The following is a 25,388-nucleotide window of genomic DNA, read 5'->3' on the forward strand; positions in this document are numbered from 1 at the left end:
AATATGGACTATCTTGTGATTCAGAAGAAGAATCTCAGAAAGACATATCTTTTGATCACGGTTTTTATGTCGATGATGGCATTTTTGGGGCTCATCATCGATGGTTTGTTTGAAACTTTCCCGATAGGTACGGTCGTTTTGCTCATCATAGCAGCGATTCAGGTGCTTGTGGGCACTCAATCTGGCGCCTCTTTGGTACTCAATTCAGTTGGTGCAAAGCCTGTTAACGAAAAGGAGCTTGAGGAAAAGCAGCTGAAAAACATCGTCGAAGAGATCTCGATCGCCGCAGGCTTGAAGACCGTGCCAAGGGTTTATGTGATGGAAGATGAGAATATCAACGCCTTCGCAACTGGCTTTAAAGAGCAAGACAGCGCTGTCTGTGTGACAAGAGGCTTGTTGAAAAATCTGAACAGAGAAGAGACAGAAGGCGTTGTTGCTCATGAGGTGAGCCATATACTCAACAAAGACACACTTTTGATGACGACGATCAGTGCGATCCTTGGCACGATGGTGTTAGTGCAGTTATTTGCGTGGCGTTCACTCAGATTCATGACCTTTGGCTATTCAAGGAGCCGATCGAGCAGGAAAAAAGGTAATGACGGAGGTGCATACATCATCTTTGCACTGCTTGTTATAGCGTTATTGGCAACGCTTTTTTCTTTCATTGGTCGATTAACCTTCTTTGCAGTCTCAAGGAGCCGTGAGTACCTAGCAGATGCAAAGGGGGTCGAATTGACGAGAAATCCATTGGGACTTTCAAGCGCTTTAAGAAAGATAGCAAAGACTCAAAGAGTGAAAGGCAAAGTAAAAGGTGCAACGAGTGCAACGGCGCATCTTTTTATCTCTGATCCACTCAAAAGGAACATTAACAACAAAGAAGGTTTTGTTGCAGACCTCTTCAGCACCCACCCGCCGATTCACAAGCGCATCGCATTGCTTGAGAACGTTTCACCAGAGGTTGTTTTAAGAGAACTTCAGCAGCTTTGATTTTGCAAGGAGGCTGCGTAGTGAAGAAGCTCTTTCTTTTGATGTTGTTTTTTCTCTCTTCTTTTTGCATGGCAAAACAATTGATTCTTGCAACGACAAGCAGTCTTTACAACACAGGACTCTTAGACAAACTGAAACCACTCTTTGAAAAGCAGTACAACCATTCTTTGAGTGTGCTTTCACTCGGGACAGGTTTAGCACTTGAATATGGTAAGAGGGGCGATGCAGACCTGTTGTTGGTTCATTCCATTGAGGATGAACTTGCGTTCATGCAGCAAAATCATGGCGTTCTGAGAGTGAGTTTCATGTACAACGATTTTGTGATCGTTGGACCAACTGAAAAGGCGGTCCCATCTTTCAACAGCGCTCAAGAGCTTTTCGAGTACATTTTCCAGAACAAAGTGAGCTTTGTGTCACGTGCCGATGAGTCCGGCACACACAAGAAGGAGATGCAGATCTGGAAAAGCTTGGGAAAGACTCCTTCTGGTAGTTGGTACATTCAAACAGGTCAAGATATGGCAAGAACGCTTTTGATCGCCAACGAAAAGAGAGCGTTCACTTTGGCAGACAGATCGACCTTTGTTGCTTTGAAGGACAGAATCGATATGAAGGTTTTCTTCGAGAACGATCCACAGCTGCTGAATATCTACAGCATCATCGTTGTAAATCCGCAAAAGAGCAGTAAGATCAACTACGAAGGTGCACTCGATTTTGTGAGGTTTATTCTTGATCCAAAGATTTTGAAAACAATAAAAGAATTCTCGGTGAATGGAACAAGGCTTTTCAATCTTCTCTTTGAACCAAGATGAGCGAGATATTTGAGATCTCTGTAAGATCGATCTATGTGAGTACTATGGCTACTTTCACGGCAGTGCTCGTTGCGGTACCTTTGGCATTGCTCGTAGACTTTTTCTCTTTTCGATTGAAGAAGCTCATCATCTTGGTCTTTCAGACTCTTACAGGTATTCCACCTGTCTTGGTTGGACTTTTGGTTTATCTTCTTCTTTCTCGCAGTGGACCACTCGGTGAGCTTGAACTTCTTTTCACCCGCGGTGCGATGATCTTTACGCAGTTTTTGATAGCAGTTCCGATTGTTTTCAGTGTGTCTTATTCTCACCTTTCCGCTGTGGATGAAAGAATTAGATTGATTATGAAGACACTCGGTGCCAGCAGTGTGCAGACTATGATGGGTATTTTGAGAGAGTCTTCGTTTGGCGTCATGAGTAGCATCTTAACTGCCTTTGGGAGGGTCATAGGTGAGGTTGGTGCGGTGATGATAGTCGGTGGAAATATAGCAGGTAGAACCAGAGTTTTGACGACTTCAATAGTTCTTTACACAAGTATGGGAAGGTTTGAAGAAGCGATCTTCTGTGGTGTGATATTGTTGATCATTGCCTTCACTGTGAATCTTGTGACAACAACTATTTCGACGCTGTTGAGGAGTAAGAGATGGTATACGAAATAGAAGAACTATCTTTCAGCTACGATTCGAAGTTCACACTCTTTGTTGAAGAATTCAAGATCGATCAAAAGATAGTCGGTGTGACTGGTTCATCTGGTGCGGGGAAGAGTACCTTTCTGCTGAATCTTGCCTTTCTGTACACTGGAAAATGGCGTTTGTTCAAGTTTAAGGGGAAGAACGTCACCGAAAAAGATCTTGCACATCTGAGAAGAGTAGTGACCTACGTACCACAGCATCCAGTTCTCTTCAGAAAGACCGTCTTTGAGAACATCGCCTATCCTTTGAAGATAAGAAAATACGCCAAGCGGGAAATACAGAAGAAAGTTCAAGTTATAGCTCAGAGACTAAAGATTGAAGATCTGTTAGACAAGAAATCGTGGCAGCTTTCTGGTGGTCAAGCAAAGAGGGTCTGTCTTGCGCGCGGTTTTGTTTTCGATCCAGAGGTTGTGCTTCTCGATGAGCCAACATCGGATCTTGATGAAGACAGCAAAAGATTAATCGAAGAGTTTATTCTACAAAATAAAAGCAATGTAGTGGTTGTATCACACGATAAAGAACAACTCTCGAAGCTCTGTGAGAAAATCTTTTTTATAGACAACGGTAGGCTTTACTAAAGATCAGAACCTCTCCTGGAAAGGAGAGGTTTGTCAACTTTCTAAGTACGGCAGAGTCGAATTGGCAAAGGGCATCAACAAGACAGTGCAATCTTTGTAATCTCTTACAGCATCACTGACAGCCTCTTGAACTGAATCATAAGGTTTCATGAAGATCTTTCTGACAGTTTCTTCTTTCATCTCTGAGCACAGGAATATCTTTGCCTTCTTGAGAACTTTGCAAAAACCGACTGCTTTGTGACCACCCAGAAGAAACTGCTCTTTTATCCATTTGAGTGGTTCATCTGGTGTCTCTGCCTTTTTCATCCATTCTTCGAAGGTTTTTTCTCCAAAACCTTCGCTGCACTCGGCAACCAAAACGATTGTTCCGCCATCTTTGACGGCATGAAATGCGTTGTCCAATCCTTTCTGTGCTTGATAGAGGTTTATGTCCTTTGGATAGCCACCAGGTGATGCAACAACTACATCGTATTTGTGCTCAATCTTTACTTTGTACATCATGTCTATGTACTTAACGCCTTCTCTGTGGGCGAGTATTGGATCACCCGAGACGATCTTCACAATTTCTTTTTTGCTGTTCAATACGGCGTTGACTATGAAACGTACCTTAGCCATTTTACCGGCTTCTTCTATGTCCTCTCTGACAGGGTTGTTTTCTATCTTTCCAGATACAGCACCGTCTAAGAGCATGTAAGAGTGGTTTGTCTCGATAGTCCTTTTGCTGCACACACCCGGCAAGAGTGCTTTGTTTCCACCGCTGTAACCTGCAAACCAATGAAGCTCCAAGTTCCCAGTTGCAATGATGAAATCAGACTCAGCAACCGGCTTGAAGACTTCGACGGGTGTACCTCTGCTCGTCTTTCCAATGTAGATGCACTGTGAGATATCGTGATTGATAGATTCAACCTTCTGAAAAAGATCTTTCCCAATGGCTTTTTCCATCTCTTGATCTGTCATCTTTCGATGAAATCCCAAGCCAAAGATGATCTTTATCTGATTTTCTTTCAAACCAGCGGTGAGAAGTTCATCTACTATCGGCGGTACGAGTATGTGTGATGGCGATGGTCTTGTGAGATCACTTACCAATATCACTACGTTCTCAGGTTTTTCTTTTTCGATGAATTCCTTCAATGGCAAGGTTCCTGTTGGATTTTTAAGAGTCTGCTTGATTTCCTCCACTGGATCTTTGAGTGCACCGAGTTCTCTATTCGGTTGAAGTACATCGACTTGCAGATCATCCGCTAGCTCCAGTTGAACGGTCTTTTGACCATACTTGAGTGTGAACTGCTTCATCTTCATCACCTTCACAGAGTTGGTTGAGTTAGATAGATGGCGAACTCGTGGTGTTTGAGTATCTCGGTCTTTGTCTTTTTGCCATTGAGCACCTGAATGAGTTCTGTGAAGAGCCTTTCACCTGCTTCTTTTATCGTTTCTTTTCCTTCAATTATTGTGCTCACGTCGATATCTATGTTGTCTTGCATCTTCTGAGAGGTTTTTGAGTTTGCGCAAACCTTTATTACTGGTGCGATTGGACAACCTGTTGGAGTGCCCCTACCCGTTGTGAAGATAACTATTTGTGCACCAGCAGAGACCATCCCAGTGACTGATTCAACATCATGCCCTGGGCTGTCCATGAAGAAGAGTCCTTTACCGGTGATGGGCTTTGCGTATTCTAAGACGTCTTGTATAGACCTTGTACCTGCCTTGTATATGGCACCAAGTGATTTTTCTTCCAAGGTTGTAAGACCACCTTGGATGTTGCCAGGTGTTGGATTCACACCTCTTATGTCTTCTCCACCTGCAAGTGCGCTTTTTTCACATCTTTCAACGAGCCTTAGAAGTTTTTCTGCCACTTTTTTGTTCACCGTTCTTTTTGCCAAGAGATGTTCTGCACCGATGATCTCTGTAGTCTCAGAGAAAACAACTGTTCCACCAAGATCTATCACTTTGTCTGCGACATATCCAACCACAGGATTTGACGCAATGCCGGAGGTTGTATCCGAACCACCGCATTCTATTGCAACAACAACGTCACAAAGATCAACCTGTGTTCTTTCCAGATTGCCAAGCTCTCTTATCATCTTGTTCATCAGATGAATTCCTTTTTGTGCTGTCTGAAGTGTTCCACCTTCTTCTTGAATGATCAGACACTCGACTGGCTTGTTCGCCTTTTTGGCTTGTTCAGCGATCTGTCTGGTTGGTATCGTTTCACAGCCTAAACCGATGTATAGAACACCAGCAACATTGGGATTTGAAGCCATGCCAACCAGGACATCGAAGACCTTTTCGTGATCTTGTTTCATGTGGTTGCAGCCGTGCTGATTGTCCAAGAAAACAGCACCGTCTATGTGGTTTGCGATCTCTTGGGCTGTCCTCGTTGCGCAGATCACCGTTGGGACGACCAGAAAGTGATTTCTAAAACCTACTTTATTGTTCTTTCTTTTGTATCCGAAGATCTTCACAGAGTATACCTCCTCACGCCACGTCTGCCTGATACGTTGTGTACGTGAACGTAATCTCCGATCTTTATATCTTCTGTCGCCACGCCTATCGGCTCACCATATTTGAAGATCTCAGAGCCTTTACTAATATCTCTTACGGCAAATTTGTGTCCAAAAGGTATGTCGTGGTTCAACTTTACCTTCAGTGTTCTATTCTCAAGATTCAGTTGAATCTCTTCGCCTTTTGAAAGGTTTTTCACAGCCGTTGCAACGTTGTCTTTTTCAGAAAAAACTATGGCATCCATAGGATGTACCTCCTCATGGGAGCTTTATAATCTTGGCATCTACCAGAACTCTTTCCATTATTCTTCCAGCTTTTATTCTCTCTTCGATCTTTTTTCTGAGCTCTTCATCGCTCAACGGTTTTTGTGCAACCTTTTGTTCGATTGCCTTCTTTGCGACAGCCATCGCTTCTTCCACATAGACTTGATCTTCTTCCATTGTGGGGACTATGTATTCTTCATGTATGCCTTTCCTGTATGCGAAATCTGCGATCGCTTGAGCTGCTGCTACGCACATTTCGTCTGTCACCTTTGTTGCTCTGACATCGAGCACACCTCTGAAGATCGCTGGGAATCCAAGAGAGTTGTTCACTTGGTTTGGAAAGTCGCTTCTACCAGTTGCAACTATTCTTGCGCCTGCCTCTTTTGCCTCCCAGGGCCAGATCTCGGGAACTGGGTTTGCGCCCGCAAAGACGATGGCGTCTTTGTTCATCGCTCTTACCCATTCTGGTTTTATCACCCCAGGACCACTCTTTGAGTATGCTATGCACACATCTGCACCTCTCAGTGCCTCCTCTATACCTCCATTAATGTTCTCTCTGTTGGTTTTGATCCACATCTGTTTGCTTATTTCATCCAGAGTCTGCGCCCTTTCTTTTGTGAGTATGCCCTTTGAATCACAGACAACGATATTTCCAAGATCAACGTTGACCTTTTCGAGTAACCTCAAGAATGCATAGTTGGCGCTTCCTGCGCCTATGACTGCGATCTTAACTTCGTCGATCTTTTTGCCAACTATGCGAAGCGCGTTGATCAAACCGGCGAGCGTTATAGTAGCGGTACCTTGTTGATCGTCGTGAAACACTGGTATAGACAGTTCTTCTTGAAGCTTCTTGAGCAGAGCAAAGCACTTTGGCTTTTCAACGTCTTCAAGGTTTATTCCCGCTATCGATGGCGAAAGCCATTTGCAGAACTGAACTGTTTCCTCTATCTGCGTTGTGCCAATGCACAAAGGTATTGCATCGACCCCACCAAGGTATTTGAACAGAAGCGCCTTTCCTTCCATGACAGGGAGTCCAGCCTCTGGACCAATATCGCCAAGCCCAAGAATTCTCGTTCCATCGCTTATGATCGCAATCGTGTTCTCTTTGTTCGTGTATTCGTAGACTTTTTCTCGATCCTTTGCGATCTCTTGGCATACCTTTGCAACACCCGGTGTGTACCATATGGCAAAGTCATCAAAGCTTCTGACCGGTACCTTGGGAGCGGTTTGGATCTTTCCTTTGTAGAACGGATGAAGTATCATCGCATCTTCAGAAGGTTTCTGCGCCTTCTTTAAGAGTTTCTCAACGTCTCTTTCGTACATCAGACATACCTCCTAATCAGAATAGTAGTCCTCTTGGTAGTGGAACAGTTAAAAGTTTTGCAAGCAGATACCAAAAGAGCAGTGCCGTAGCTGCAAAGCTGATTATGTTCACGAGTAGTTGTCGAAAACTTAGATTCTTTCCGCCGACCACGATCGATATGACTGTCATGAAGATGATGCTTCCAACTGTGAAACCAAAGACCCAGTCCATCAGATAAACCCAAAGGAAGGATAGTACGATTACTGTAATTATGTACAAAAGGTCCTTTTTTCCCAATTTCTGAGTCTTTTCTTGTTTTTTTGATTTCAATGTGGTGATCATCAAAGCTGTGCAAAGCGCAATCAGCAGGATCGAAACGATCTGTGGAAAGATGGCGGAAAGATAATTCAAATTTCTCGATTCAAACAGAAAAACGAACGCAAGAAGAATGAACACGGCGCTCACGATTAAATTCGATTTCATTGTCTGTCACCTGCCACAGAAGGAGCCTGTTTTCTGATCATGGGCCAGAGCAGGAACAACACAGACAGTACTATGAGAACCCACGAGATTGGGCGAATGAAAAAGATCGTCCAGGGATAATCGAGTTTTCTTCCCATCAGTAAACCCTGAGTGAACCCTGTTTCGGCGATGGGTCCTAATATCAGTCCAAGTGTGATCGGTCCTGCCTCGAAGCCGAATCTTTTCAATATATAACCAAGCACACCAAGTATGAGCATGGTGTAGACATTGCTTATATCGTTCTGAACACAGTATGAACCAATCATCGTTAGCAACAAGATTACAGGAACAATAACATGTATCGGTATTTTGTAGATCACTTTGGTCATTCCCCTGCCGAAGAGCAATCCAATGGGTACCATGAGTAAGGTTGCGGCTAACACACCAACTATGAAGGTGTAGACAACATCGGCACGGGTTGTGAAGAGTTCTGCACCAGGTCTCAGTCCTTGTATCAAGAGCGCTCCATACAAGATTGCATCAACGGGTGTTCCAGGTACACCGAGAGTCATCAATGGGACAAAACCACCACCCACAGTGGCGTTGTTCGAGGCCTCGGTGGCTATGACCCCTTCTGGTATGCCTGTGCCGAATCTTTCTGGGTGCTTTGATGCCCTCATTGCCTCACTGTAGGAAACCAAATTTGCGATGTTTCCCCCCGCACCTGGCAGTACACCAATTATGAAACCTATCACAGAAGCTCTGATGAGATCTACCTGTCTCTTCATGACATCTACGAAGGTCTTAGTTATGGTCCCTTTCTCCACCTTCGCTTCCACAAAGAGTTGTTTTTGACCTCTTTGCACAATCATGTTTATGACCTCAGGAATACAAAACAGTCCAACCAGCGCAGGTATCAATCCAAATCCTGATATGAGATATGAAGATCCGAAGATGAACCTGACATTTCCACCTACAGGGGCTACACCCACGAAGCTGATCATCATGCCTATGAGCCCACCGATAAAGCCCTTTAAAGTGTTGCCACGAGACAAGGACGATATGACTGTCAAACCGAAGATACCCAACCAGAAGTATTCTGGTGGTCCGAATCTCAGTGCTATCGTTGCAAGCATCGGGGCAAATATGAGAAAACAGATCATACCGAACAATCCACCGTACAAGGATGAGTACGTCGCTATCAAGATCGCCTGCCACCCTCTGCCTTGCTTTGCCATGGGATGACCATCAAAGGTCGTGCCTATGTTCGATGGTGTACCAGGTGTTCTGAGCAAGATCGCCGAAAAGCTTCCTCCGTATATCGCAGCCATGTACAGAGAGCCAAGAAAGACCAAGCTCTCAGAAGGCGTCATCCAGTAAGTCAACGGCAAAAACAAAGCCACTCCCATCGTGGCACTCATACCTGGCAATGCACCTATTATTAAACCTACACTGACACCACCGATCATCAGAGAAAAGATCTTTACTGAGAAGATCTGCGGTATGGCATTCAAAAGATATTCGAAACTTGCCATCTGTGGTTTTTCCTCCCTTCAGGAAACCCGCACCTGAAGGTGCGGGAGGGAATTACTTACCCATCTTTTGGGTTTCATCCCACAGTTCTTTGTAATAAGGTATGAGTTTTGCCACCAATTCTTTTGCCTGAGCTTCGTTGTAATCTTCCAGAACAAAACCAAGTTCTTCCATCTTTGATCTAACCTCTGGGTTCTTGTTCACCTCAGCGAAGGCAGCTTCGAGTATTCTCTTGATCTCTGAAGGTGTTCCAGGGGGTACAGCCACACCGCGGAAAGCCTTTTCAACGACGTCGTATCCAAGTTCTCTGAAGGTCGGAACATCAGGCAGGAACGGCACTCTCTGCTCTGTAGCTACAGCGATAGTCCTGAGCTTGTCTTTGTACTGCACAGAGACAGTTGTGTAAGTCATCAGGGCATCAACATTTCCACCCAGCAGAGCTGGCACAGCTGTTCCTGTACCAGTGAACGGGATGTAGGTCAGATTAAGACCAGCAACTTTGGCAAGCCTCAATGTGGCAAAGCTGTTCGCAGTCGGTTGGCCACTACCGCCGATGAGCACAGATTTCTTTCCTTTTGCCATTTTCAAAAAATCGTCGAAATTCTTGATGGGACTGTCGATAGGTACAACCAAAGTGCACGGAGTTGTCTGGAAAAAGTATATGTTCTCGATCTGTTCGGTCTTGTACGGCACTCCACCTTGAATTGGTTGAAGTATTGTGTGAGGCAGGTTCGTTCCGTAGATTGAATATCCATCTGGTGTAGCTCGATTGACCAGCTCTGACCAACCTGTTGCTCCGCCACCACCAGGTTTGTAAGTAATAACTATGGGTACACCGAGGATCTTTTCCAGGTAAGGTTGTTGAATTCTTGCTGTGATGTCTGACTCTCCACCCGGATCAAAACAGATCACATAGGTGATAGGTTTTGTTGGAAAATCTGCCGCGAAAACTAATGAAAAAGTTGAAAGGAGAACACAAAGAAACCAGACAGCCTTTCTCATACTGACACCCTCCCTTAAGTGGATTTAGCTTATCTAATATTCTATCTCTTTTATAAGCATAGCTGCAAAACACCTTTATGGCATCAAGGAGTGAATTTGTCAGAATCTTTGCTTTGAGGCCCTGTGATCAACAGATTTTGTCTTTTTTCTTCTTATTTCGCATTCTTGTTCGCTCTAAGAACCATCTGAGAGATAAAACTTAACCCCGCTCTCGGCGGGGTTAGAAACTTGTTTCGATCATTATGCACTTTCCTATTGAGTATTCTGAATCTGTGCTTTTAAGAAAGCTTTCGATTTCCTTTGATCCAGCGCCTGGCTGAAACCAAAATCTTCTAAAACCAAACGACACAGCCTTTTGAAGTTCTTCAAGACCTCTTTCTGGAGGAATGACAAAAACCAAAAGCTCGGTATCTCTTGGCAACTGTTCAATGGTCGTGAAGGATTTTATACCATCTACTGTTACGCCTTTTGGGTTGACTGGAAAAACCTCAAAACCCTTGCTGCGCAAATCTCTTACAATCTTATTGCCGTATTTCTGTTCATTTTCACTCGCACCGATGACTGCGATTTTCTTGAACTCTTTGGGGTTCACCATATATCACCCCCACTCATACAGTAACACGTTCAAGAAGACCGTTTCTTTGCATTGCGTTCTCAAGGATGTGCAGAACCAGATCTTCGTACGCAAAACCGGCGATTTCAGCTATTCTGGGCAGGTCTGAAAATCCCTTTGCCATTCCAGGAAGTGGGTTGATCTCAAGGAAGTATGGGTTCCCGTCTTCTTCAGATACCCTTAAATCCATCCTCGCTACATCCTTAACTTCGAGGGTCTTGCAGATCTTGACTGCCATGTTCTTGAGTTTCCTTTCCTGTGCCGAGTCAATCTTCGCCGGACAGGTGTAATCCACGTAATAGTCAGAGTTTTTCTTGACTTTGTAGCTGTAGAATTGTTTGCCATGTTTGAAGTGAATTTCCATTATGGGTAAAACTCGGTACTTGTTGCCTTCTTGTAGAACGCCGATCGTGAACTCTCTACCACGAATGAACTCTTCCACCAAGACTGGTTCATTGTAGATAGAAAACAGTCTGTCGATTTCCTTCTTGAATTCTTCGTAGTCGTGTACAAGCCCAGTTTCTGAGATCCCCTTAGAAGAGCCTTCGGCATTGAGTTTCAAGATCAAAGGAAATCTCATGTTTTTCCTCAATTTCTCTTGTGGTGATCTGATGACTTGAAAACGTGGGGTTTTGATGTCTTTGGTTAAAAGGATCTGCTTGGTCAGTGCTTTGTCAAGACAGACAGCAAGTGTTGTAGCATCTGAACCAGAGTATGGGATGTTGTAGAAAGAAAGTATTGCTGGAACTTGTGCTTCTCTTGCCCTGCTGAAGGTACCCTCTGCAAAGTTGTAGACGATGTCGATCTTCTCAGATGTCAGAATGGGAATGAACTTTTCAGGTACAGCCTCCATTAGAATAACTTCGTGTCCACCACTTTCGATAGATCTCTTGATGTCCATGACAACTTCCATGCTGTCGTACTCTGCTTCCCAGTCCTCGACGTCCGGTCTAATTCCTCTGGGTAAGTTATAGGCTAACCCCACCTTCGTAAAAACCACCTCCATGGTTTTGTTCAATCAGATTATCACGCTGTTGATGAGCAAAAATCATTTCAACAATGTTCTGTTCAGTTGAGTTTGTGTTAAGAAAAAGGGGCAGATAACTGCCCCATACTTTGCTGATCACAGTACAGCACTCATGGTACATCGACATAGAAGAGGTATTTTCTTTCATTTCCTGCATAATCTTTCAAGATTATCTCTATCGTTGAATCAACGGCTATGTTCACTTGGCTCGAAACACTGTAATTCTGTGATGTACCCGATTTAGTCCAACTATTTCCCGAAGAGGTTTGCTCGCCGTTCACAAGAATCTTGCAGTTATTCCAGTCGATGTACAGTTCGTTCACATCGAAGGTCAAAGGTTTGTTGCCTGTTGTGAGTGTCACTGTGGCATCCTCTGTGACGTTAGTATTTTCGATTCTTACGTTGCTTATCTGAGGTTCTTGGTTGTCATAAACAATGCTCATCGCTTTCTCGGTTTTGTTCGATGCTTGATCGTACGCGGTGAGTTTTACCGTGTTTGATCCGCTATCTAAACCAACATTCTGTGCACCAGAGATTGGGCCACTGGCTATTATGGTCGTTGAACCTTTTTGCAGAACGATGTGAGAAAAGTAACCATCTGTGACTTGCCAGCTAACTTCAACAGTTGCATAATTCGTGTAATAAACGTTGTTAACAAAGATGGGAACGTCACATGTAAATAAATCTATTCTCGGTGCTAATCTATCGATATCAACTGTTTGTGATTGGCTTTTTGAATTACCTGCCCCGTCAAATAATTCGAAGGTGAACACCTTTTGTCCTTCGTAATTTGCAGGTGTATTGTACTGCCATTGTGTTGTGGTCTGCCCCCACTGTAATGGTAGTGTTTGAAGAGGTGTTGATCCTTCAGAAACATCGATTTTTGATCCCCAGGTGAGGTTGTCTGAGAAATTCAGGTTGAATGTGATCTGTGTTGCAGACGATACACCTGTAGGTTCAAAGTCCACACTCAGAGTTGGTTGAATTGTGTCGTAGTAAAGTGTGCCGGCGTAATTTGCAACATTACCTGCGATGTCTTTCAAGTAAAGCGAGTATTCGGCTGAGGTGTTTTCATTTAAACCATGTTCAAAGGTCAGTGTGTTTGGTAAAGGATTTATTGTATTGCCATTTACTCTCATGAAGGCTTCTGTTATTTTGGTAATTTCATCGATTTGCAGAGTGACTGTGTTTTGGTTTGTATAAAGTCTGCCAGAGTCACTCAATAAGGCTGGTGGCCTGTTGTCGAATATGACATTTGCAAAAGATCTTGAGTCAGTCTGTTGAGAATGATTCTCTGCATGATCGTAGACTTGTAAACCGACTTTATGTTCTCCGTTGGTATAACTACTTGTATTCAGGGAGAATTTGAATTTGAATTCACCATCCTCATACACCGGTGATGTGATCATTGCCCTTTGCACATCATCGACATACAGTATCACTTTTTGTACATCGTAAGGTACATCTGTTCCGCTTATCTGGGCTATGACATCTATAGAACCTCTGTAAACTTCTTTGCCCAAGAAGGTCTGAGCCGCCGGAAGCTGTATGGTGACTACAGGTGATCTTCTGTTATCTATCACCACCGAAAGCTGTCCTGCCCCAGTTGCACCGTTTGTTGTAGTCGCTATTGCTTCGAAGATAGTTACACCATCTGGGTATGACGTCAAAGGTATGTTCTCAAAAGTCCAGCTGTTGGTCGCGAGATCTGATTTTTCACCGATCTTTTGTTTGTTACCTGTGCTATCTGTGATGAAAAGTTCTACGCTGGATATGGGTTCTGTGTTGTCCAAGAAACTCACTTTGACATCTGTGAAGCTTCTGAGTATCTTCATGCCACTGGTATTGGTTCCATCGTACTTACCTTGCGGTATATCTAAGTTCACTATTGGCGGCGTGAGATCTTCAACGATAACTTGTTGCTGGGCTATCAAATAGCGGTTGTTGAAGACATCGACAGCTTCGAGGTTGATGTTGAATCCACCAACTTGCGCTGGTGTGAACATTGAAACATCTTGATTGTTTATGAACAGTTCTTTGGGTATGTTACCAGTAGTGTATTCGTAGAGTTTCTTGATCGTTTCATCGTAGTCATCTCCATTTGTTTGACTGTCCACTATCTTCAAGCGAACCTCTTTTATACCCGTATCGTCACTGACTTTGAACTGACTGTTGTTGTTCAAAGAACCTCTGATCTGGATCAAAAGTTGCGCACCCATGTCATAGACAGTTGATGATGGATATAGTTGCATGGTTCTAAAACCTTCTACTGTTGGCGCGGTTTCCTCGCATCCGTAGATTGTGAAGTTTCGAACAGTTGAGTTGTTGTCTAAATCTGTCACGACAATTCTGAAGATGTTTTCATAAGGATCGAGGCGTGTGATAGTGTAATTGAGAGTAGTATTATTGCTAGAAACGGCTATGTCATTATAAGAACCAGATATTCTCTTCTGAAGCCTGATGCTTGCCACCCGTCTGTTGTCGGTTGCCTCAATCTCTATGTTTGGACTAGCTGACATCAGTATTTCGTAGACAGCACCTTCTGTGATATCTTGTGTATTGATCTTGGCTTTTGTTATCGTTGGAGGTTCAGTATCAATGACTGTAACAGTTGTGGTTGCACTTCCTTTTTCACCTTTTGATGTTTCTGCCTTAAAGGTTATAGAGTAGCCACCTGGTTCTGTGAAAAAGGTTGAAGGGACAGTCGCTTCATAAATGTTGTAAGTCGAGCTTGTCGCAAATGGGGTAGGTACACCAATTGTTAGGCTTCTGTTGGCGTATCTTATTTCGAATTCTTCGCTCTCGGTTAAGTAAATACTTGCTTTCACCCTGAGCCTCAAGTCATAACCACATTGGTGTATTTGACCAGGTAGAGGTTGTTCAAAGACGACCCCAAGGTCTAATATGTTCACCGAGACGGAAGTTGCATCAGACAGATTTACATCGTTCTTGTAGTAGAAATCTATCCTATACTCACCAGATGATTGAACAGCCCAGTTTGCAGTGAAGGTGTAAACAGGTCCATCACCAGTGGGACTAACAGGTATTCTTTCATCGACAGGTCCTTTTACATCAAAGTACGCTGTGGATGGTTTGTTCGTATCAACCACCTGTGCGTTCAATGACAGGCTCATATTCTCTGCAAAAGGTGTTCTAAAGCCATCTTGCGGTTGGAGGATCTTTGCAATTGGTCTTGAAGTAACCACAGTCACCGAACCGGTTGCCTCTGCGGTGAATCCTTCTGTGTCGATGACTACCGCTTTTAGATCCTGAACTCCGAGTGTAGTTGCAATCCAGTCCCATTCAAAGATATTCACGGTAGGTTTTATAGAATCACGTTTAATTCCATTCACATAGAAATCGCACTTACTCAGACCAAGATCGTCCTGAGCAACAATTTTGAAGTGCACTCTTTCACCTTGATCTAACAGTGTGGGAGCATACGAGAACTCTTTTATCTTTGGAGCTTTAACTATGTAAGCCTCATCGACAGGGAATTGACCTTTCTGTGAAGAGCTATTACCAGAGGTGTCGCTGGCAACGATGATTACCTCGTATGTACCTTTTTGAGTAAATGCTTCTGTCAGTGTGAAGACGCCCCCGCCGATTGTAGAAGCCTTCAACGGTCCTTTGTTTTCAGGACCATTGAAATAGAAGGTGACCTCCTGGACCTGCACGTTGTCTGTCACAAAGGCATAGAAGGTGTAAGCTTCGTTGATAGGAACACCATAAGGTGGTGTGAAATATATCACTGGTGCTTCTGTGTCCACTACTGAAACATTTATCGTATAGAATGCCTCGCTGGACTCATTCGAATCATCTTTTGCGACTGCCTTAACCTTGTGGATACCCTTTACTGCTGTCCACTCGTGTTTGTAAGGTTCTTGTGTGAAGGTTCTCACAGCCACGTTGTCTATGTACAGGACAACCTGTGTCACCTTCGAGTCGTCGGTCGCTGTGATAGTTATTTCGACTTTTTCTCCTTCTTTTGGTGTTGGTTTGTCCACCTCTATGAACACAGAGGGGGGCAAGTTAGTACCAATCTCTATCGAGGCTGTCTTTGTAGCGTAGTTGTTTTTCGAGTCATAAGCTGTCACTGAAAAGCTGTAAGGGTTTGTTGTACCAACATTTCTTGTCACAGTCCAGATAAGCTGTGTTGCTGGTGTTGTGGGCACGTAGACCGTTTCACGACCATCGTTGAAGACGATTTTCGAAACGCCACTTTCGTCAGTTGCAGAAACTGCTATATTCACAGCGGTCCCAGGCTTAGCCTTCTTGACGAGATCTGGAAACTCTATCTGTGGACCTGCTGTGTCACCAGCTGCTGAAACATTCAGCGTCAAGTTAGATGAATTGTCGTTTCCTTCGTTGTCGATCGCATAGGCTTGCAGTTCGTATGTGCCGGCTTGAACTTGAAAGGTGTATCTGTTGTTCGTGAGCTGAACCTCTTTTTTGTTGACTCTCAGCCCAACAACTCTGATGCCGCTTTCTTCATCTTGTGCTGAGACAATAACCGTGACGGTCTCGCCTGGCTGAACACCTTTCGGTGTGTAGTCAACAGAAACCGTCGGTTTAGTCAGATCTCTGGTTCTGAAAGAGCCGACTATCTTGCTGGTCGAATTGCCTGCTCTGTCCAAGACAACAACCTTCAGCGTGAACGATCCAAAGGGAGCTGGGATACTTATTTGCCCAGTCTGTGTTGTCTTGAGTATTAACTTGTCGTTTGCGTATATCTCTACCGAACCAATACCGCTTTGATCAGTAGCGTTAATGTTTAAAACAATACTCTCTCCAGCTATGTCGGTGGTCTTAGAGATTGAAACCTCCAAGGTAGGTGGTATCTTATCAAGCATCGCGCAAGATGCAGCAAGAAATATTATGGTGAAGAACAAAATTGTTTTCTTCATCATCTCACCTCGAGTAAGAACTGTAAATTTCCACTTTGGTTTTCATAGATATCTGCTATGCCGCTGGGTAACAAATAATATCTGCCTTGGGTCAGTGAGGTTGCACCAACGTAGCTCGCTTCTTTGAGATCATCTGAGACACTCTCTTGAACCAAGATTATCGTTTTGATCGGGTTCACATTAGGAAATTCATTCGACGAAACTATCACCGAGATCGTGCCACCTTGTTTTACAGCTGTATCGTCGGAGATCGTTATTCTCACACCGTAATATCCAGCCTCTATGCTTGTGAATTCGTCGGTCTTCAGCTGTGCATTCCCCACTTTGAAAGATACGATTCGTGGTGGCTTGTTATCCTGTACATCTATTTGAATGCAGTCTACCCCTGTTCTGCCATCGGTTGTTTCTAAAAGTACTGCCAGAGTGTGCCTTCCAGAAACTGCACGCCAACAATACGAAAATGCCGTTCCTTGTGACATGAGTACTCCATCTACGTAGAAAGAAATCTGTTTGACCAAAGTTTCCTCTGTTTCCGCAGTGAGTTGAACCAAATCTGCGGGACTTGGATTTGAATTACTGATTGTTAAACGCACAGACGCAGGACCTAACCCGACGGCAAAGTAATCACCTTGAACGGTCGATTTCCCACGAACATCTTTCACCGTTACCACAACAGCTTGCAATCCCGGATCGAACTTTCCAAGGTTGACTGAGAACTGTGTAGATTTCGTTTTGCTCAGCTGTGTTTCATACTGTACAGTGCCGTTGCATTCGACCGAGATAGACGAGAGTTCTGTGTCATCTTGCGCATTTATTTTCAAAATGACGTTTTCTTCTACAGAGAAGAATTTTTTTGGATAACTTATCTCTAAGGTCGGAGCAGAGATATCAACTGGATAGACTGTTAGTGTAGTTGATGTGGCAGTTTTTGCAAAATCGCTGGTTGATAAAATGATACTGAGCGGGTATTCACCTTCTTCTAGTGCAGGTAGCTCGATGACGATGGGATTGTCTATAGTTTGAACCTGGCTTGAAAGAGACCCAACTTTTGCAACTGCTTTTATGAGCCTGCTTTCTTTGTCTTGAGCATCAATCGACAGATAGATGCTGGAGCCAGCTTCTGGGAATGTTGGCAGAACTTTTATTTGATCTATGACTGGTGCGGTTTTGTCAAGGACTGTAACAACGGTTTGTGTGGTCTTTTTTTGTCCGAATATATTTTCAACGTACCCTTCGATTATGTACTCTTTTGCCTCGGTTGGAACCCACTGGTACTCAAGTGGTAGTCTATCTCCATTTTGAACAGTCTTCCCGTCTACACTTATTGCAGCCAGTGTTATTCCAACATCGAAGGATGCTGACAGTCTCAGCGTAACGGTACTGTCCGGTGTTGGAGCAGATGGGTCAACAGACAAAGAAATAGTTATATCTGACCTCTGCTGGCATGAAAACAGAAGCAGAACGATGACTAACATCGCAAAGAAATACCACTTCATGAACGCACCTCTTTCTATATATTTTATCGTATAGCAACAGTATTCCTTGACAGGAGGCTATAATAATCTCGGGGTGAAAGCTGTGAACATAGTGTGGTTTGCGGTCTTTGTGGTTCTGTTCTTTGCACCATTTTTCTATGTTTACACAGATGGTGAGTTCACCCACAGAGAACTGGCTTACCCCGATAGCCACTTTGTGAGAATAGACGACCTTGAGATTCATTACAGAATCTACGGTGATGAGAGTAAATACATGGTCTTGCTTTACGGTTTTGGTTCAAGCACCTACAGTTGGCATAAGGTTGTTGATAAGCTTTCTGAGTACTATACAGTTGTCTCTTACGACAGACCAGGCTTTGGTTTGACTGAGAGAAGATTTGATTTGAAGTACAATCCATATACAAACGAATACCAAGTAGAACTTTTGAGAAAGCTGCTCGAACACTTAGGTATCTCCAAGGCAACCTTAGTTGGTCATTCAGCCGGTGGCTTTATAGTATTGAAATTCGCACTCACTTATCCTCAGATGGTTGAAAAGATCGTTTTGATTGATCCAGCGATAATCACAAGAGGTGGCGTCAACGATTTTGTGAAAGTTCTTTTCAAAATACCTCAAGTGAATCACGTTGGGCCCGATGTAATCGCACGATTGATCACTCGATCCTATGGTGAGAATCTTTCGCAGATCTATTACGACACCTCAAAGTTAAGCGAAGAGGATAAAGAAGCCTATTTGAGGCCCACAAAAGTTCTTGGTTGGAAAAAGGCATTTTGGGAATTTGTAAGATCTTCTGAGTATGAGGACATAACTCCTCTGCTTTCAACAATAGACAAAGATGTTCTAATAATCCACGGCAGAGAGGACAGAGTAATTCCTCTTCAAGAAATTGAGGAATTGGCGAAAAGATTTAAGAATGCAAAGCTTTGTGTGATAGAAGATTGTGGCCATATTCCACAGGAAGAGTGTCCTGAGCAGTTTCTTGAATGCTTGATAGATTGAAAAAGTTCAGAAGAATCACTTTTTGGTAATTCACATTTCTGTAACTAAATCTGCCGTTGGGGTGTGTATAATCTCTTTTGTGCTCCCGCTTTGCCGGAGGTGGGCAAAGCCATTAGGCCGAGGGAGGAGATGTGTGATGGAAAGAATTTATGAGAGTATGTTCATCATGGATTCTCGATTGAAAGTCGAGGAAAGAGAAGCGCTTGTCGAAAAAGTAAAGAACATCATCGTAGAGCGTGTTAAAGGAAGTATTCAGACGGTTAACCGCTGGGGCATAAGAAAACTCGCCTACCCAATCAATCATCAGGTTGAAGGAGATTACACCGTTTTGTTGTTCAAAGCCCCGACTACAGACTTAGACAAGCTTGAAGAATTCTTCAGGGTGACTCCTCAAATTCTGCGTTGGCAGACCTTCAGAAGAGAGGACCTCGAGAAAAAAGAAAGGAAAGAGCAAGCCCAACCTGAAGAAAAGAAGGAATGATTATTATGTCATACTACAACAAGGTGATCCTCATCGGGAGGATAACCAGAGATCCAGAGATCAGATTCACCACCTCCGGTAAAAGTGTTGCAAACTTCAACCTTGCCGTGAATCGACCGGCGAGAACAGATCTTCCAGAGGATCAACAAACAGCAGACTTCATAAAAATAGTTGCATTCGACAAACTTGCAGATTTCACAAAGACATATCTGAAGAAAGGGCGATTGATCCTGGTTGAAGGCGAGCTCAGGTTACAGAGATGGCAGGCAAAGGATGGAACGAACAGGACGACAGCCGAGATTTGGGCAAGGGACATAAGATTCATGGAGAAGAAGACAGTCGAGGAAGATGTCGTGCCAAAAGAAAACTCTTATTCAAGAGAAGAAGACGAAATATTAGCACCACAAGAGCACGAAATCGATGAGCACGACCCAGATGAACCACCATTTTGAGGAGGTGTGAATAATGGCACAACAACAGCAACAGAAGAAGAGAAGAAAGAGAAAGGTCAAAAAATGTAAACTCTGTGAGATGAAGGTTGATTACATCGACTACAAGGATATTCGCCTTCTCAGTGAGTATCTCACAGATAAGGGTAAGATAATACCAAAGAGAGTCACAGGAAATTGTGCAAAACACCAGAGAATGGTGAAGACTGCTATAAAGCGTGCAAGACACATGGCACTGTTGCCATTCATAAAGCTTTGAAACTCTAAGCTCTTGAAGATGAGAGGGACTTCGTCCCTCCATTTCTTTTTTGAGGAGGCTGAGTTGTTGTGAAGAAACTTGCTGTAGTAGCGATAGGCGGTAACGCGGTGAACAGGCCGGGAGAAAAACCAACGGCAGAAAACATGTTCAAAGCGCTTACAGAGGCAATGGGATATCTTGTTGAAATGCTTGACGAGTACGATGTGGTAATCACCCATGGCAACGGACCTCAGGTTGGCAATATCTTGATCCAACAAGAGATGGCAAAAGAGGTCATTCCACCTTTTCCAATCGATGTGAACGACGCGCAAACTCAGGGAAGTCTCGGGTACATGATAGCCCAAGCCCTCAGAAACAATCTTGCACGGAAAAACCTATCGCGTGAAATTGCGGCAGTTGTCACTCAAATCGTTGTTGACAAAAACGATAAAGCCTTTCAAAATCCAACTAAACCAGTCGGACCATTTTACACAAAACAGGAAGCAGAACGACTTGCAAGAGAAAAAGGATGGATCATGAAAGAGGATGCGGGAAGGGGATACAGAAGGGTTGTTCCATCGCCAAAGCCACTTGAGATAGTAGAAAAGGAAGTAGTTAAAATGCTTCTGAAAAACGATGTGATAGTCATTGCCGCCGGTGGAGGTGGAATACCCGTAATCAGAGAAGATGGCGCTTTGAAAGGTGTGGAAGCCGTGATAGACAAAGATAGAGCCAGCGCACTTCTTGCAGTCGAGATCGATGCAGATTTGTTCATAATACTCACCGGTGTTGAAAAGGTGTCGTTGAATTACGGAAAACCAAACCAAGAAGATTTGGATGAACTGAGCGTTGATCAGGCTCAAAGGTTTCTAAAGGAAGGTCAGTTCCCAGCAGGAAGCATGGGACCAAAGATAGAATCGGCAATAGATTTTGTAAAGACTACAGGAAGAGAGTGTATTATAACAGACATGGCGAAGATAGAGTTGGCTTTGAATGGCGAAACCGGTACTCGAATAAGAAACTGAATTCAAAGGGGCACATTTGTGCCCCTTTTTTACTTCATAGCGATGACCCTCACCAGGTGTGCGCCTGCCTTCTCGAGGATCGTCCAAAACCCAGCAGCCTTGAAGGCAAGTCTATGCCGAGCATTTTCAAGACAAAGAGGCGAGAATCCTCACCTTTTTAAAGTGGAAATGAAAGGCTCTGACCTTGAATTGACTATACGACATCTTTCACATGATTCTTTCCTGACAAATAAAATGCTGTATATTATATACCACACGTATGCGCGAGAGCAATTTAATCCACGTAAGTGTAGAAAGGTAAAGCTGGCGAAAAAGGATTCAAGATTGCTTTTTTAGATCTTCACCGTAAAAGGTCAGAAATTTCTGAAAGAGATGGCAAATCTTCGGGAAAGTAGTGGCTTTAATGTTGACTTTTCTTGAGTGTTTATCCGGCACATGCTGGAATGACTTATCGAAAAAGAGTCGTTCAAGAAAAGGGTTTTTCTAGATCAAAATGATGTATGCATTCGGTGATGGTTTTGTAACTCTTGATTTTTCCAAATGATGTAGTAAAATACTTATTGGCACAAGCGGGTGTAGCTCAATGGTAGAGCATCGGCCTTCCAAGCCGAGGGCTGCGGGTTCGAATCCCGTCGCCCGCTCCAGCGCCCGTAGCTCAATAGGATAGAGCATCGGACTTCTAATCCGAGGGTTGTGGGTTCGATTCCCGCCGGGCGCACCAGCGTGGTGACCATAGCTCAGCTGGTAGAGCGCCTGACTGTGGATCAGGCGGCCGCGGGTTCAAATCCCGCTGGTCACCCCAGGACGCGCGCCTGTAGCTCAATGGATAGAGCGTCGGACTTCGGATCCGATGGTTGCGGGTTCAAGTCCTGCCAGGCGCGCCAATCCCCTGGTCAACGTAGCTGAGAAGGTGAAGTTGTTTTTCTAAAGGAGGTAGAAAAGATGGAAGTACTGAAGGTAGCCTCTAACTCTAATCCTAACAAGGTCGCAGGTGCTCTTGCGGGTATGATCAGAGAAAGTGGTAAGGCTGAACTTCAAGCGATTGGTGCAGGTGCCGTGAATCAAGCAGTCAAAGCAATCGCAATAGCCAGGGGTTATTTGGCACCAAGCGGAGTCGATCTTGTCAGCATTCCTGCCTTTACAGATGTCGAGATCGACAAAGAAACAAGAACGGCTCTGAAGTTTATAGTCTTTCCAAGAAACTGAGAATGAAGTAAGATGAAAAAGCCCCGCGTAATGCGGGGCTTAGTTTTTTATTCTACCAACCTTATACACCTGAAGACGGCATTTTGCTATTTGAACTGATAAATGGCATCTGTCACAGATGAAATCCTTTGCTGAAATTCTTTGTTCAGATAGTCGACCTTCAATGCCACTTCGTATGTCTTTGTCAGAGTCCCTATGGCATCCAAAGCTTGGTAGAGAGTTGCTAAAGCTTCTTTGATCTCTTTGAACTCAGGATAGCGAACTTCAAGTAATTTCAGAAGATCGATGACGAGTGGTATGGTTTCTCGAAAGACCAAAAGAACACTTTTCCAATCATCGATCGGTTTTTTGTCTGTTAAAGCCTTGTAAGAGATGTCAAAAAGAGTTCCCATCAAGTTTTTTCTCATCTCTTCAAAGCTCTTTCTTATCAATGCAGAACGCTCGTAGAAGTTCCAGTAATTTTGATAGTTCTCTTGCACAAGCGTCTTCGAAGTGTTCAAAAGTCTGTAGAGTTCCTCTTCCAGGTGAGAAGTGAACTGTGGGTATATTAAGTCGTTTTTCACAAAGGAACGAGAGACCTGGCTTATTTGGCTTGGGCTGAGCTGTTGTTCTACCCAGGTTTTGACATTGCCCTTGAAGAAAGAAAGAATCACCTCCGGTTGTGCCACAACTTCGAGCAGTTTGTTGTAAACTGCGTTCATGATATCGTCGATCAACTCGTCTCGAACGTACTTTGCCAGCCTATCTATCAGTTGTTCAATCGTCACATTCGCAGCAATGCCAGCCCAGTTGCCTGTGACTATGTCTATGAAGGTGTTTACAGCGTCCAAAATCAAATGTTTAGCAGATTCGAGCTTCCCGATCACTTCACGTGCCTTTCTCACCATATCTGTGGCTTTTTGAACTATTTGTTCTATGTCATGCGTTACTCTGTCTTGAGTTGTGCAGGCATATCCGACCATGTTCACCAGAGTACCAACGCCGACGTAAAATCTCTTGATTGCTTCCATTTCAACAAGTGTTATGCCGTCCTCACAGATCTCGTCTAACCACTTCGATGCTTCTACCGCAAAAGATTTCATTTTGTTCGTCGTGATCTTTGAGTTTTCAAGTTCGTACAGCAAACCTTTTGTACGATACAGTTCCATCGATTTGCCATAGGTGTGAGCTGTGATCTCTTTCGGTATCACCTCATCTGGCTTAATTTCCACCCAACCTCTGGCTGTGTAACCCAATTCGTGATATCGATTGTGAAGATAAGTGCCAGAACTTGAATACAGGATATAATAATACCTTCCAGGTATAACAGTCCCCAGATTCAAGACACCGTCTTTATCGCCTATTTGATGCATCGCTCTTATAATTCTCATTCTGTCTAAATCTCCCATGACTTTGTAGAAATAGACCCAGACGTTGTTGCTCCCCTTTAGAGGTAAGTTCGCATCATCTTTCACAACAAATCTGACGTTTCGAGCCCAAATGTCCGTCTTCGTGCCGTCCGGTTTCTCCAGAGGATAAAAGACGAACTGAACGGATTCGTTCGTCTGAACAAGAGAAATTTGCACCTCGACTCTGCTCACGAAGCTGTACTTGTTCCAATCGCTGACCCACGCGAAGTAGTACTTCGAATCAACTATGGGCAGTTCTTCAAGTTCGATCTCTTCTTGATTGAACGGCCAAGAAAGCTTTTTGACCAGTTCGTTCCTCTGCGCGAGTCTGTCGAAGTTGTTCTCTTTCACCAAGATGTTCACCTGCGGCGAATAGTTTTCAGAAAGCTCCGTCTTTGCCATGTCTTTCTCGTCTGGCTGACAGTAATAGAGCTGAATCTTAGTGTCTTTGATCGCCATGTCCACCGCGTGCATGGACGTCACACAGCCAGAAGAAAAATACCAATTTGGACCGTAGACTGAATCCGTGTAGACGTCTGTGATTATCACAACGATCTTTCTTGCGTCTTCGCGCCAATCCAAGTTCAAAGACCACAGGTACGCGTCGTAACCCCAGGTGAGGTTCCACCACTCGCCCCAGGTGTCTATTTCGTCTATCGCCGCTCTTATTTCGTCGATCATTGCTGGGCCGAGGAACCTCGTCGTGTAGGTGGGGACGGTCCATCCTGGCTTGTCTTCTGCTTCGTACATGCTAATGAAGATTCTGAAATCTGTGCCGCTTTGGAGCAGTCTGTCGACGAACTTGTGCAGCTGCTCGATGATGGAATCTGCGTACTTGCGCATTGAACCAGTTCCATCGATGAAGAAGGCGATGTCGAGTTTGTCCGAGTTAACGGATTTTTCCCAAAAACCCTTTCCATCAAACTTGTAGCTTGAATGGCTTTCAAAAGTAACGCTCTTCTCTTCCAGTAGTTCTTGGTTCTTGCCGTAGGCTTTCTCGGTTATTCTGAAATCTTCGAGTTTCAGGTTTGTGACGTAATTTCCCGCATCGTCTTTCACTGTAACAGAGCACCAGACTGCATTCCACAGCTTCTCGGGCCACCAGAGCTCGTTTTCTCTGAGTTGTATCTGGTAAGACAGCAGCATGATTGCAGACAAGGTCAGCAGAATGGTTAAGACCTTTTTCACAAAGATCCCCCCTTAGGATAAACATATTATAGCGCCAAGTCTTTACTCAGGAACACTCATAACGAGAAGCTTGAGAGATCAACGACTAAAGTGTATCGAATCTTTTTGACACAGGTGAGTTCATCTGAGTGGGAATGTGCATTCTGTTTTCGAGATTTGCAGCAAATCGACAGAAAGTCTCTTGCACACATTGATCTCTCTACACTGGCATTATCTTAGGTAAAGTTCTTTAGGTTGATGGT

Annotated in this window: 22 protein-coding genes and 4 tRNA genes; 14 read left to right on the forward strand and 12 right to left on the reverse strand. The window is 44.0% G+C overall.

Annotated elements, in window-relative coordinates:
* The first annotated feature begins 3 nt into the window (after positions 1 to 3).
* From ACSFC1_RS00920 to ACSFC1_RS00935, 4 genes are read left to right on the forward strand one after another with little or no spacing between them, the layout of a single operon-like run.
* Positions 4 to 987, forward strand: a complete 984-nt coding sequence (locus ACSFC1_RS00920) for a M48 family metalloprotease (protein WP_435564262.1) — start codon at positions 4 to 6, stop codon at positions 985 to 987.
* 20 nt (positions 988 to 1,007) lie between these two features.
* Complete coding sequence (locus ACSFC1_RS00925) at positions 1,008 to 1,796, forward strand: substrate-binding domain-containing protein (protein ID WP_435564263.1); 789 nt, start codon at positions 1,008 to 1,010, stop codon at positions 1,794 to 1,796.
* A complete protein-coding gene (locus ACSFC1_RS00930; RefSeq protein WP_435564264.1) occupies positions 1,793 to 2,452 on the forward strand; it encodes an ABC transporter permease in 660 nt (219 codons plus the stop codon). The genes ACSFC1_RS00925 and ACSFC1_RS00930 overlap by 4 nt, the downstream gene beginning before the upstream one ends.
* Entirely contained in the window at positions 2,437 to 3,063 is a 627-nt protein-coding gene (locus tag ACSFC1_RS00935) for an ABC transporter ATP-binding protein (protein WP_435564265.1), read from the forward strand. Before ACSFC1_RS00930 ends, ACSFC1_RS00935 begins: the two co-directional genes overlap by 16 nt.
* Positions 3,064 to 3,096: 33 nt before the next feature.
* On the opposite strand, the gene larA is transcribed toward ACSFC1_RS00935, so the two are convergent.
* From larA to ACSFC1_RS00990, 11 genes are all read right to left on the reverse strand, one after another.
* A complete protein-coding gene (larA, locus tag ACSFC1_RS00940; protein ID WP_435564266.1) occupies positions 3,097 to 4,356 on the reverse strand; it encodes a nickel-dependent lactate racemase in 1,260 nt (419 codons plus the stop codon).
* An 11-nt stretch (positions 4,357 to 4,367) separates the two neighbouring features.
* Positions 4,368 to 5,525, reverse strand: a complete 1,158-nt coding sequence (locus ACSFC1_RS00945) for a UxaA family hydrolase (RefSeq protein ID WP_435564267.1) — start codon at positions 5,523 to 5,525, stop codon at positions 4,368 to 4,370.
* On the reverse strand, positions 5,522 to 5,809 hold the full coding sequence (locus ACSFC1_RS00950; protein WP_435564268.1) for a UxaA family hydrolase: 288 nt from the start codon (positions 5,807 to 5,809) through the stop codon (positions 5,522 to 5,524). The genes ACSFC1_RS00945 and ACSFC1_RS00950 overlap by 4 nt, the downstream gene beginning before the upstream one ends.
* A 13-nt stretch (positions 5,810 to 5,822) precedes the next feature.
* On the reverse strand, positions 5,823 to 7,151 hold the full coding sequence (locus tag ACSFC1_RS00955) for an NAD(P)-dependent malic enzyme (RefSeq protein WP_435564269.1): 1,329 nt from the start codon (positions 7,149 to 7,151) through the stop codon (positions 5,823 to 5,825).
* 16 nt (positions 7,152 to 7,167) lie between these two features.
* Complete coding sequence (locus ACSFC1_RS00960; RefSeq protein WP_435564270.1) at positions 7,168 to 7,614, reverse strand: tripartite tricarboxylate transporter TctB family protein; 447 nt, start codon at positions 7,612 to 7,614, stop codon at positions 7,168 to 7,170.
* Positions 7,611 to 9,128: a tripartite tricarboxylate transporter permease gene (locus ACSFC1_RS00965; RefSeq protein WP_435564271.1), complete on the reverse strand. Its 1,518-nt coding sequence runs from the start codon at positions 9,126 to 9,128 to the stop codon at positions 7,611 to 7,613. Before ACSFC1_RS00965 ends, ACSFC1_RS00960 begins: the two co-directional genes overlap by 4 nt.
* Before the next feature lie 52 nt (positions 9,129 to 9,180).
* Positions 9,181 to 10,128, reverse strand: coding sequence for a tripartite tricarboxylate transporter substrate binding protein (locus ACSFC1_RS00970; protein WP_435564272.1), 948 nt, complete (start codon positions 10,126 to 10,128; stop codon positions 9,181 to 9,183).
* A gap of 220 nt (positions 10,129 to 10,348) precedes the next feature.
* A complete protein-coding gene (locus tag ACSFC1_RS00975) occupies positions 10,349 to 10,720 on the reverse strand; it encodes a CoA-binding protein (protein ID WP_435564273.1) in 372 nt (123 codons plus the stop codon).
* Positions 10,721 to 10,736: 16 nt separating this feature from the next.
* Positions 10,737 to 11,726: a D-alanine--D-alanine ligase family protein gene (locus ACSFC1_RS00980; protein WP_435564274.1), complete on the reverse strand. Its 990-nt coding sequence runs from the start codon at positions 11,724 to 11,726 to the stop codon at positions 10,737 to 10,739.
* A gap of 152 nt (positions 11,727 to 11,878) precedes the next feature.
* On the reverse strand, positions 11,879 to 16,675 hold the full coding sequence (locus tag ACSFC1_RS00985) for an Ig-like domain-containing protein (protein ID WP_435564275.1): 4,797 nt from the start codon (positions 16,673 to 16,675) through the stop codon (positions 11,879 to 11,881).
* The gene (locus ACSFC1_RS00990; RefSeq protein WP_435564276.1) at positions 16,675 to 18,171 is read right to left on the reverse strand and encodes a hypothetical protein; all 1,497 of its coding nucleotides are present in this window, start codon (positions 18,169 to 18,171) and stop codon (positions 16,675 to 16,677) included. Before ACSFC1_RS00990 ends, ACSFC1_RS00985 begins: the two co-directional genes overlap by 1 nt.
* Before the next feature lie 82 nt (positions 18,172 to 18,253).
* Between ACSFC1_RS00990 and ACSFC1_RS00995 the strand changes: the two genes are divergently transcribed.
* The 10 genes from ACSFC1_RS00995 to ACSFC1_RS01040 all read left to right on the forward strand — a co-directional run bounded on the left by ACSFC1_RS00995 (position 18,254) and on the right by ACSFC1_RS01040 (position 22,570).
* Positions 18,254 to 19,171, forward strand: a complete 918-nt coding sequence (locus tag ACSFC1_RS00995) for an alpha/beta fold hydrolase (protein ID WP_435564277.1) — start codon at positions 18,254 to 18,256, stop codon at positions 19,169 to 19,171.
* A 136-nt stretch (positions 19,172 to 19,307) separates the two neighbouring features.
* On the forward strand, positions 19,308 to 19,652 hold the full coding sequence (gene rpsF / locus ACSFC1_RS01000; RefSeq protein WP_435564278.1) for a 30S ribosomal protein S6: 345 nt from the start codon (positions 19,308 to 19,310) through the stop codon (positions 19,650 to 19,652).
* 5 nt (positions 19,653 to 19,657) lie between these two features.
* Positions 19,658 to 20,104, forward strand: coding sequence for a single-stranded DNA-binding protein (locus ACSFC1_RS01005; protein ID WP_435564279.1), 447 nt, complete (start codon positions 19,658 to 19,660; stop codon positions 20,102 to 20,104).
* A 13-nt stretch (positions 20,105 to 20,117) separates the two neighbouring features.
* Complete coding sequence (gene rpsR, locus ACSFC1_RS01010) at positions 20,118 to 20,360, forward strand: 30S ribosomal protein S18 (protein ID WP_435564280.1); 243 nt, start codon at positions 20,118 to 20,120, stop codon at positions 20,358 to 20,360.
* 68 nt (positions 20,361 to 20,428) lie between these two features.
* Positions 20,429 to 21,364: a carbamate kinase gene (gene arcC, locus ACSFC1_RS01015; RefSeq protein ID WP_435564281.1), complete on the forward strand. Its 936-nt coding sequence runs from the start codon at positions 20,429 to 20,431 to the stop codon at positions 21,362 to 21,364.
* Between the two features lie 569 nt (positions 21,365 to 21,933).
* A tRNA-Gly gene (locus ACSFC1_RS01020) sits at positions 21,934 to 22,008 on the forward strand.
* Positions 22,009 to 22,085, forward strand: a tRNA-Arg gene (locus ACSFC1_RS01025).
* 5 nt (positions 22,086 to 22,090) lie between these two features.
* Positions 22,091 to 22,166: transfer RNA gene (locus ACSFC1_RS01030), tRNA-His, on the forward strand.
* A 6-nt stretch (positions 22,167 to 22,172) separates the two neighbouring features.
* Positions 22,173 to 22,248 (forward strand) — tRNA-Arg (locus tag ACSFC1_RS01035).
* A gap of 58 nt (positions 22,249 to 22,306) precedes the next feature.
* Complete coding sequence (locus tag ACSFC1_RS01040; protein WP_435564282.1) at positions 22,307 to 22,570, forward strand: stage V sporulation protein S; 264 nt, start codon at positions 22,307 to 22,309, stop codon at positions 22,568 to 22,570.
* An 86-nt stretch (positions 22,571 to 22,656) separates the two neighbouring features.
* Here the strand turns inward: ACSFC1_RS01040 and ACSFC1_RS01045 are convergent, their stop codons facing one another.
* A complete protein-coding gene (locus ACSFC1_RS01045; RefSeq protein WP_435564283.1) occupies positions 22,657 to 25,146 on the reverse strand; it encodes a VWA domain-containing protein in 2,490 nt (829 codons plus the stop codon).
* Between the last annotated feature and the right edge of the window lie 242 nt (positions 25,147 to 25,388).

The organism is Pseudothermotoga sp. U03pept (genome assembly GCF_051235805.1).
GTDB lineage: Bacteria > Thermotogota > Thermotogae > Thermotogales > DSM-5069 > Pseudothermotoga_B.

Excerpts from the sequence above, each read along its gene's own strand:
- ACSFC1_RS00950 (WP_435564268.1), bottom strand. The coding sequence starts at position 5,809 with ATGGATGCCATAGTTTTTTCTGAAAAAGACAACGTTGCAACGGCTGTG.
- ACSFC1_RS00970 (WP_435564272.1), bottom strand. The coding sequence starts at position 10,128 with ATGAGAAAGGCTGTCTGGTTTCTTTGTGTTCTCCTTTCAACTTTTTCA.
- ACSFC1_RS00965 (WP_435564271.1), bottom strand. The coding sequence starts at position 9,128 with ATGGCAAGTTTCGAATATCTTTTGAATGCCATACCGCAGATCTTCTCA.
- ACSFC1_RS00960 (WP_435564270.1), bottom strand. The coding sequence starts at position 7,614 with ATGAAATCGAATTTAATCGTGAGCGCCGTGTTCATTCTTCTTGCGTTC.
- rpsR (WP_435564280.1), top strand. The coding sequence starts at position 20,118 with ATGGCACAACAACAGCAACAGAAGAAGAGAAGAAAGAGAAAGGTCAAA.
- ACSFC1_RS01005 (WP_435564279.1), top strand. The coding sequence starts at position 19,658 with ATGTCATACTACAACAAGGTGATCCTCATCGGGAGGATAACCAGAGAT.
- ACSFC1_RS00955 (WP_435564269.1), bottom strand. The coding sequence starts at position 7,151 with ATGTACGAAAGAGACGTTGAGAAACTCTTAAAGAAGGCGCAGAAACCT.
- ACSFC1_RS00935 (WP_435564265.1), top strand. The coding sequence starts at position 2,437 with ATGGTATACGAAATAGAAGAACTATCTTTCAGCTACGATTCGAAGTTC.
- ACSFC1_RS01040 (WP_435564282.1), top strand. The coding sequence starts at position 22,307 with ATGGAAGTACTGAAGGTAGCCTCTAACTCTAATCCTAACAAGGTCGCA.
- ACSFC1_RS00990 (WP_435564276.1), bottom strand. The coding sequence starts at position 18,171 with ATGAAGTGGTATTTCTTTGCGATGTTAGTCATCGTTCTGCTTCTGTTT.
- ACSFC1_RS00930 (WP_435564264.1), top strand. The coding sequence starts at position 1,793 with ATGAGCGAGATATTTGAGATCTCTGTAAGATCGATCTATGTGAGTACT.
- ACSFC1_RS00920 (WP_435564262.1), top strand. The coding sequence starts at position 4 with ATGGACTATCTTGTGATTCAGAAGAAGAATCTCAGAAAGACATATCTT.
- rpsF (WP_435564278.1), top strand. The coding sequence starts at position 19,308 with ATGGAAAGAATTTATGAGAGTATGTTCATCATGGATTCTCGATTGAAA.
- larA (WP_435564266.1), bottom strand. The coding sequence starts at position 4,356 with ATGAAGCAGTTCACACTCAAGTATGGTCAAAAGACCGTTCAACTGGAG.
- ACSFC1_RS00985 (WP_435564275.1), bottom strand. The coding sequence starts at position 16,675 with ATGAAGAAAACAATTTTGTTCTTCACCATAATATTTCTTGCTGCATCT.